At 39.9% G+C, this 5,233-nt stretch carries 4 protein-coding genes; all 4 read left to right on the forward strand.

Going from position 1 to position 5,233, the window contains the following annotated elements:
- Window positions 1–413: 413 nt before the first annotated feature.
- From purF to purH, 4 genes are read left to right on the forward strand one after another with little or no spacing between them, the layout of a single operon-like run.
- Window positions 414–1,889 (forward strand): amidophosphoribosyltransferase, encoded by a 1,476-nt coding sequence (gene purF, locus CI949_RS16500; RefSeq protein ID WP_089722776.1) that lies wholly within the window; start codon window positions 414–416, stop codon window positions 1,887–1,889.
- A gap of 2 nt (window positions 1,890–1,891) precedes the next feature.
- Window positions 1,892–2,926, forward strand: coding sequence for a phosphoribosylformylglycinamidine cyclo-ligase (gene purM / locus CI949_RS16505; RefSeq protein WP_089722777.1), 1,035 nt, complete (start codon window positions 1,892–1,894; stop codon window positions 2,924–2,926).
- A 13-nt stretch (window positions 2,927–2,939) separates the two neighbouring features.
- A complete protein-coding gene (purN, locus tag CI949_RS16510) occupies window positions 2,940–3,554 on the forward strand; it encodes a phosphoribosylglycinamide formyltransferase (protein ID WP_089722778.1) in 615 nt (204 codons plus the stop codon).
- A gap of 2 nt (window positions 3,555–3,556) precedes the next feature.
- Complete coding sequence (purH, locus tag CI949_RS16515) at window positions 3,557–5,131, forward strand: bifunctional phosphoribosylaminoimidazolecarboxamide formyltransferase/IMP cyclohydrolase (RefSeq protein ID WP_089722779.1); 1,575 nt, start codon at window positions 3,557–3,559, stop codon at window positions 5,129–5,131.
- Window positions 5,132–5,233: the final 102 nt, after the last annotated feature.

Raw genomic sequence — 5,233 nt, forward strand, 5'->3', positions numbered from 1 at the left:
ATCTAAGATTCTAATTTCGCATTAAATTGGACTACCTTTCCGATCACAGCCTCCTGCTGTGCGGTCAGTTCAGGACCTCGTGTCCTTCAGTCCAATTTAATACTCATTATCATCAAGATTCATTAATTAAAATTCCTGGTCTTTCGATATATTCTGTTTGAAAAAATAACTCTTAATTAATAATGTTTATAGCTGATTATCTTATTTCAGTCCGTCCGGATGGGTTAGAAGGATAACAATCATCAGAATTAAGTTGAATTGGAATAAAACTATAGAGTCGTTAAATATATCTTTCTTTCAAAAAATAAATATAAACATAACTTTATAGAAGCTTATTTCCAGCCTGGCGGTAGTTGGATCAGGGATGAGAATTGATTTCAAATTATTTTTTAGTATTAAAGGGAGGAAAATTAATGAGAGAAAGCTGTAATTTCTCTAAGCAAAAAAATAGAGTTCAGCCGGGTTCAAATGATTTAAAGTTAATTCAGGCTGATCTAAATAAAGATAAAATGAGCGAAGAATGTGGAGTTTTTGGTATTTTTAATGCTGATGGTGAAAGCAGCGCAGCAGAATTAACCTATCTTGGTTTGATTGCCCTGCAGCACAGGGGCCAGGAAAGTGCGGGGATCTGTGCCAATTATCAGGGAGAATTCAATCTGCATAAGAATATGGGGCTGGTAGAAAGTGCTTTTGAAAAAGAAGATATTCGGAATTTAAAAGGTGAGATGGCGATCGGCCATGTTCGTTATTCTACCAGTGGTTCCAGTAAGCTTGCCAATGCACAGCCAATTTTAATCAACAGTATGAAAGGTGATCTGGCTCTGGCTCATAATGGTAATCTGGCCAATGGAGCAGAACTCAGAAACAATTTAGAAAGCAATGGTTCAATTTTTCATTCTACTTTAGATACTGAGGTTATTGCTCACCTGGTAGCCCGTTCTTTTGAAGATAATATTGTTGAAGCTCTGATTCAGAGCCTGCATCAGTTAAAGGGTGGATTTTCGCTGGTGGCAATGACCAGAGATGAGCTGGTTGCTATTCGGGATCCTCGCGGTTTTAGACCACTTTCAATTGGAAAACTGGATAACAGCTACATTGTGGCCTCAGAAAGCTGTGCTTTTGATATTATTGGAGCTGAATTTGTGCGGGATGTTAACCCAGGTGAGGTTGTTATAATTGGTGAAGATGGAATTAAAAGCAGACGTTATACTGGTCAAAATGAAACCAGTCTCTGTGTTTTTGAATATATCTATTTTGCCCGTCCTGACAGCAATATTTCCGGTCAGAATGTTCTGCTGGCCCGTAAAGAAATGGGGAAACAGCTGGCCCGGGAGATGGATGTTGAGGCAGATATTGTGGTGCCTGTACCTGATTCGGGAATTGCAGCTGCCTTAGGATTTGCCGAAGAATCAGGAATCCCCTATGCTCAGGGAATTTTAAGAAATCGCTATATGGGACGAACTTTTATTCAGCCGACTCAGGAAATCAGGGATTTAAAAGTTAGACTAAAACTATCCCCAATTAAAGAAATAATTGAGGACAAAAAAGTGATTTTAATAGATGATTCGATTGTCAGAGGAACAACCAGCAAACAAATTATTGGGCGAATCAAGGAAGCAGGAGCGAAAGAAGTGCATATGGCTATTTCTTCTCCTCCTGTTGAACATCCCTGTTATTTTGGACTTGATACCTCACGCCGTCAGGAACTGATCGCCAGCAGCAGTTCTGTAGAAGAAATAAGTGAAACAATTGGAGCTGACAGTCTTTACTACTTAAGTAAGGAAGGGATGCTCCAGTCAATTAAAACTGAGGTTGAGCTTGGATTCTGCACAGCCTGTTTTGATGGCGATTATCCGATAGCCCGCCGCTACTTAAGTGAGGAGGAATAAATGTGGGTTTAGATTACAAAAAAGCCGGAGTCGATATTGATGCCGGCAATCAGGCAGTTGAACTGATCAAAAAAGATGTACAGTCAACCTTTGGTCCGGAAGTAATGACTGGATTAGGGGGATTTGGCGGGCTTTTTAAGCCTGACTTAATCAATTATCAGAATCCAGTTTTAGTTTCAGGTACAGATGGAGTTGGAACCAAGCTCAAACTGGCCTTTAAACTGGATCTTCATAATACAATTGGCATTGATTTAGTAGCCATGTCAGTTAATGATATACTGGCTCAGGGAGCTCAACCTTTATTCTTCCTCGATTATCTGGCAGCTGGAAAACTGGAGCCGAAAAAAACTGCTGAGATTGTAAAAGGGATTGCAGCCGGCTGTAAAGAGGCTGGTGCAGCTCTAATTGGTGGAGAAACTGCAGAAATGGCAGGCTTTTATCAGCCGGGAGAATATGATCTGGCAGGGTTTGCAGTTGGAATTGTGGACCAGGATCAAATTATCACCGGAGCTGAGATTGAGGCTGGTGATTTAGTTATCGGTCTTAAATCAGATGGACTGCACAGCAATGGTTTTACTCTGGCTCGAGCAGCACTTTTTGAGAAAGCAGGTTTTGACTATACTGCAGAAGTTGAGGGCTTGGAAAAGAATTTAGGAGAAGAATTACTTAAACCGACCAGAATTTATGTAAAAACTGTGCTGTCTCTGCTTAAAAAATATAAACTTAAAGGAATTGCTCATATTACCGGTGGTGGTTTAATAGAGAACTTACCGCGCATTCTCCCAGCTGGTTTAAAAGCTGAAATCAAAAAAGACAGCTGGCAGCCGCAGATAATTTTCAAATTGATCCAGCAGGCAGGAGAGATTGCAGAAAAAGAAATGTACAGAACCTTTAATATGGGAATCGGAATGACCTTAGTTATAGATAAAGCTGATAAAGATAAAATACTTAAAGAACTTGCAGAAATGGGAGAAGAGGCCTGTCTGATTGGTGAAATAAAAGCAGGAGCTGCAGACACATCTCTCGAAATAAAATAAAGAAGGTGCAAAAATGCTTAAACTAGCTGTTTTTGCCTCAGGCAGAGGCTCAAATTTTCAATCAATTATTGACAGTATCAAGAGTGGAGCCATTCCGGCCGAAGTTAAACTCTTAATCAGCGATAACCAGGATGCAGGTGCTTTAAAAAGGGCAGAACGCGAGAATGTAGAGCATCTGTTTATTGATCCGACTCATTTTGAAACAAAAGCTGATTACGAAAAAGAGTTAATTGGACTCTTAAAAAATGCAGAAGTTGAACTTGTAGTTCTGGCGGGATATATGCGGATTCTTTCACCACTTTTTGTGCAGAAATTTAAAAATCAGATTATCAATATTCATCCTTCACTCTTACCTGCTTTTAAAGGTTTAGATGCTCAAAAACAGGCTGTGGATTATGGAGTTAAATACAGCGGCTGTACCGTTCATTTTGTGGATCAGGGTATGGATACCGGCCCAATTATCAAACAGGCAGTGGTGGAGGTTAAAGCAGATGACAGTGCAGATAATCTGGCAGCCAGAATTTTAAAAGAAGAACATAGAATTTATCCTGAGGCAGTCAAATTAATTGCAGAAGGAAAAATTAAAATCGAAGGACGAAAAGTTAAAATTTTAAAGGAGGAAAAATAACTTTGTCTAAAATTAAAAGAGCATTGATCAGTGTTTCAAATAAGGAAGGTATTGTAGATTTTGCGAAGGGTTTAAAAGAATTTGGGGTAGAGATAATTTCAACCGGTGGGACAGGCCGGATGTTAAAAGAAAATGATGTCGAAGTTACAGATATTGAGCAGGTGACTAATTTCCCGGAAATGATGGATGGAAGAGTTAAAACTTTACATCCCGCTGTTCACGGCGGTATTTTAGTAGTTAGAGATAATGAGCAGCATTTAAAGGAAATTGAAGCTCAAGATATTGAACCAATTGATCTTGTTGTCTGTAATCTCTATCCCTTTGCTGAAACAATTGCTAAAGAAGATGTGACTTTAGAAGAAGCAGTAGAAAATATTGATATCGGGGGACCGACCATGATTCGCTCTGCTGCCAAGAACAATAATGATGTGGCAGTTGTAGTTGATCCGGCTGATTATGACGAGCTTCTGGCTGAAATGAAGGCTGGTAATGGCGGCTTAACTAAAACTCAGAAGTTAAAACTTGCCTATAAGGCCTTCCATCACACTGCTGAATATGATCAGAGAATCCAGAAGTACCTGGGAGAAATTGTGCTGGCTGATGAAAAGGAAGAAATGCCGGAGACACTTCTGGACCTCTATAATAAAAAAGAAGACCTCCGCTATGGAGAAAACCCGCACCAAAAAGCGGCATTTTACCTGGAAGCTGAGCAGAATGAACCATCAATTTCTACAGCTGAGCAGCTGCACGGTAAGGGAATGTCCTATAATAACATCAACGATACAGATGGTGCTCTGGAACTAATTAAAGAATTTGAAGCTAAACCAGCTGCAGCAGTAATCAAACATGCTAATCCCTGTGGAATGGCGACAGCTGATAGTTTAAAAGAAGCCTTTATTAATGCACATGCAGGTGATCCCTTATCTGCCTTTGGTTCGATTGTAGCAGCTAATAGGAAAATTGATACAGCAGCAGCGGCAGAAATTGCAGATCAGGATAAATTTATTGAGGTGGTAATTGCTCCTGATTATGAAGCGGAAGCTTTAGAAATCTTAAAAGAACGTTCTGATAAAATGCGTATTCTAAAAACCGGAGAGCTTTCTATTAATCGGGAAAAGCCAGGTTACAGCATGAAAAAGGTCACAGGTGGACTTTTAGTACAGGATAGAGACTTAGCTCAAACTGCTGCTGAAGATCTGGAAGTAGTAACCGAAAAGGCTCCAACTAAAGAACAGATTGAAGACTTACTATTTTCCTGGAAGGTAGTAAAACACGTTAAATCAAATGCAATTGTAATGGCCAAAGATGAGATGATAGTTGGTGTTGGTGCCGGTCAGATGAGTCGAGTTGATTCGATGATTATTGCCGGCCGTAAAGCTGAAGGCCGTCAGGAAGGTGGAGTTGCAGCCTCTGATGCATTCTTTCCTTTCCCGGATGCTGTAGAAAAAGCAGCTGAGCTGGGTGTTAAAGCAATTATTCAGCCCGGGGGTTCAATCCGTGATGATCAGGTTATAGAAGCCTGTAATGAACTCGGAATTGCAATGGTCTTTACCGGTAAGAGACACTTTAGACATTAAAAAAATCCAGTCAGACTGGATTAATATAGATTTCCCTAATCAATTCTCCATTTCTTATTAATGGTACCTACCCAGCCATATTACAAGGATGGAGAATTTTTC

It is taken from the genome of Halanaerobium sp. (genome assembly GCF_003070835.1).

Coding starts and splice junctions, on each gene's coding strand:
- purF (WP_089722776.1), top strand. CDS start 414: ATGAGAGAAAGCTGTAATTTCTCTAAGCAAAAAAATAGAGTTCAGCCG.
- purN (WP_089722778.1), top strand. CDS start 2,940: ATGCTTAAACTAGCTGTTTTTGCCTCAGGCAGAGGCTCAAATTTTCAA.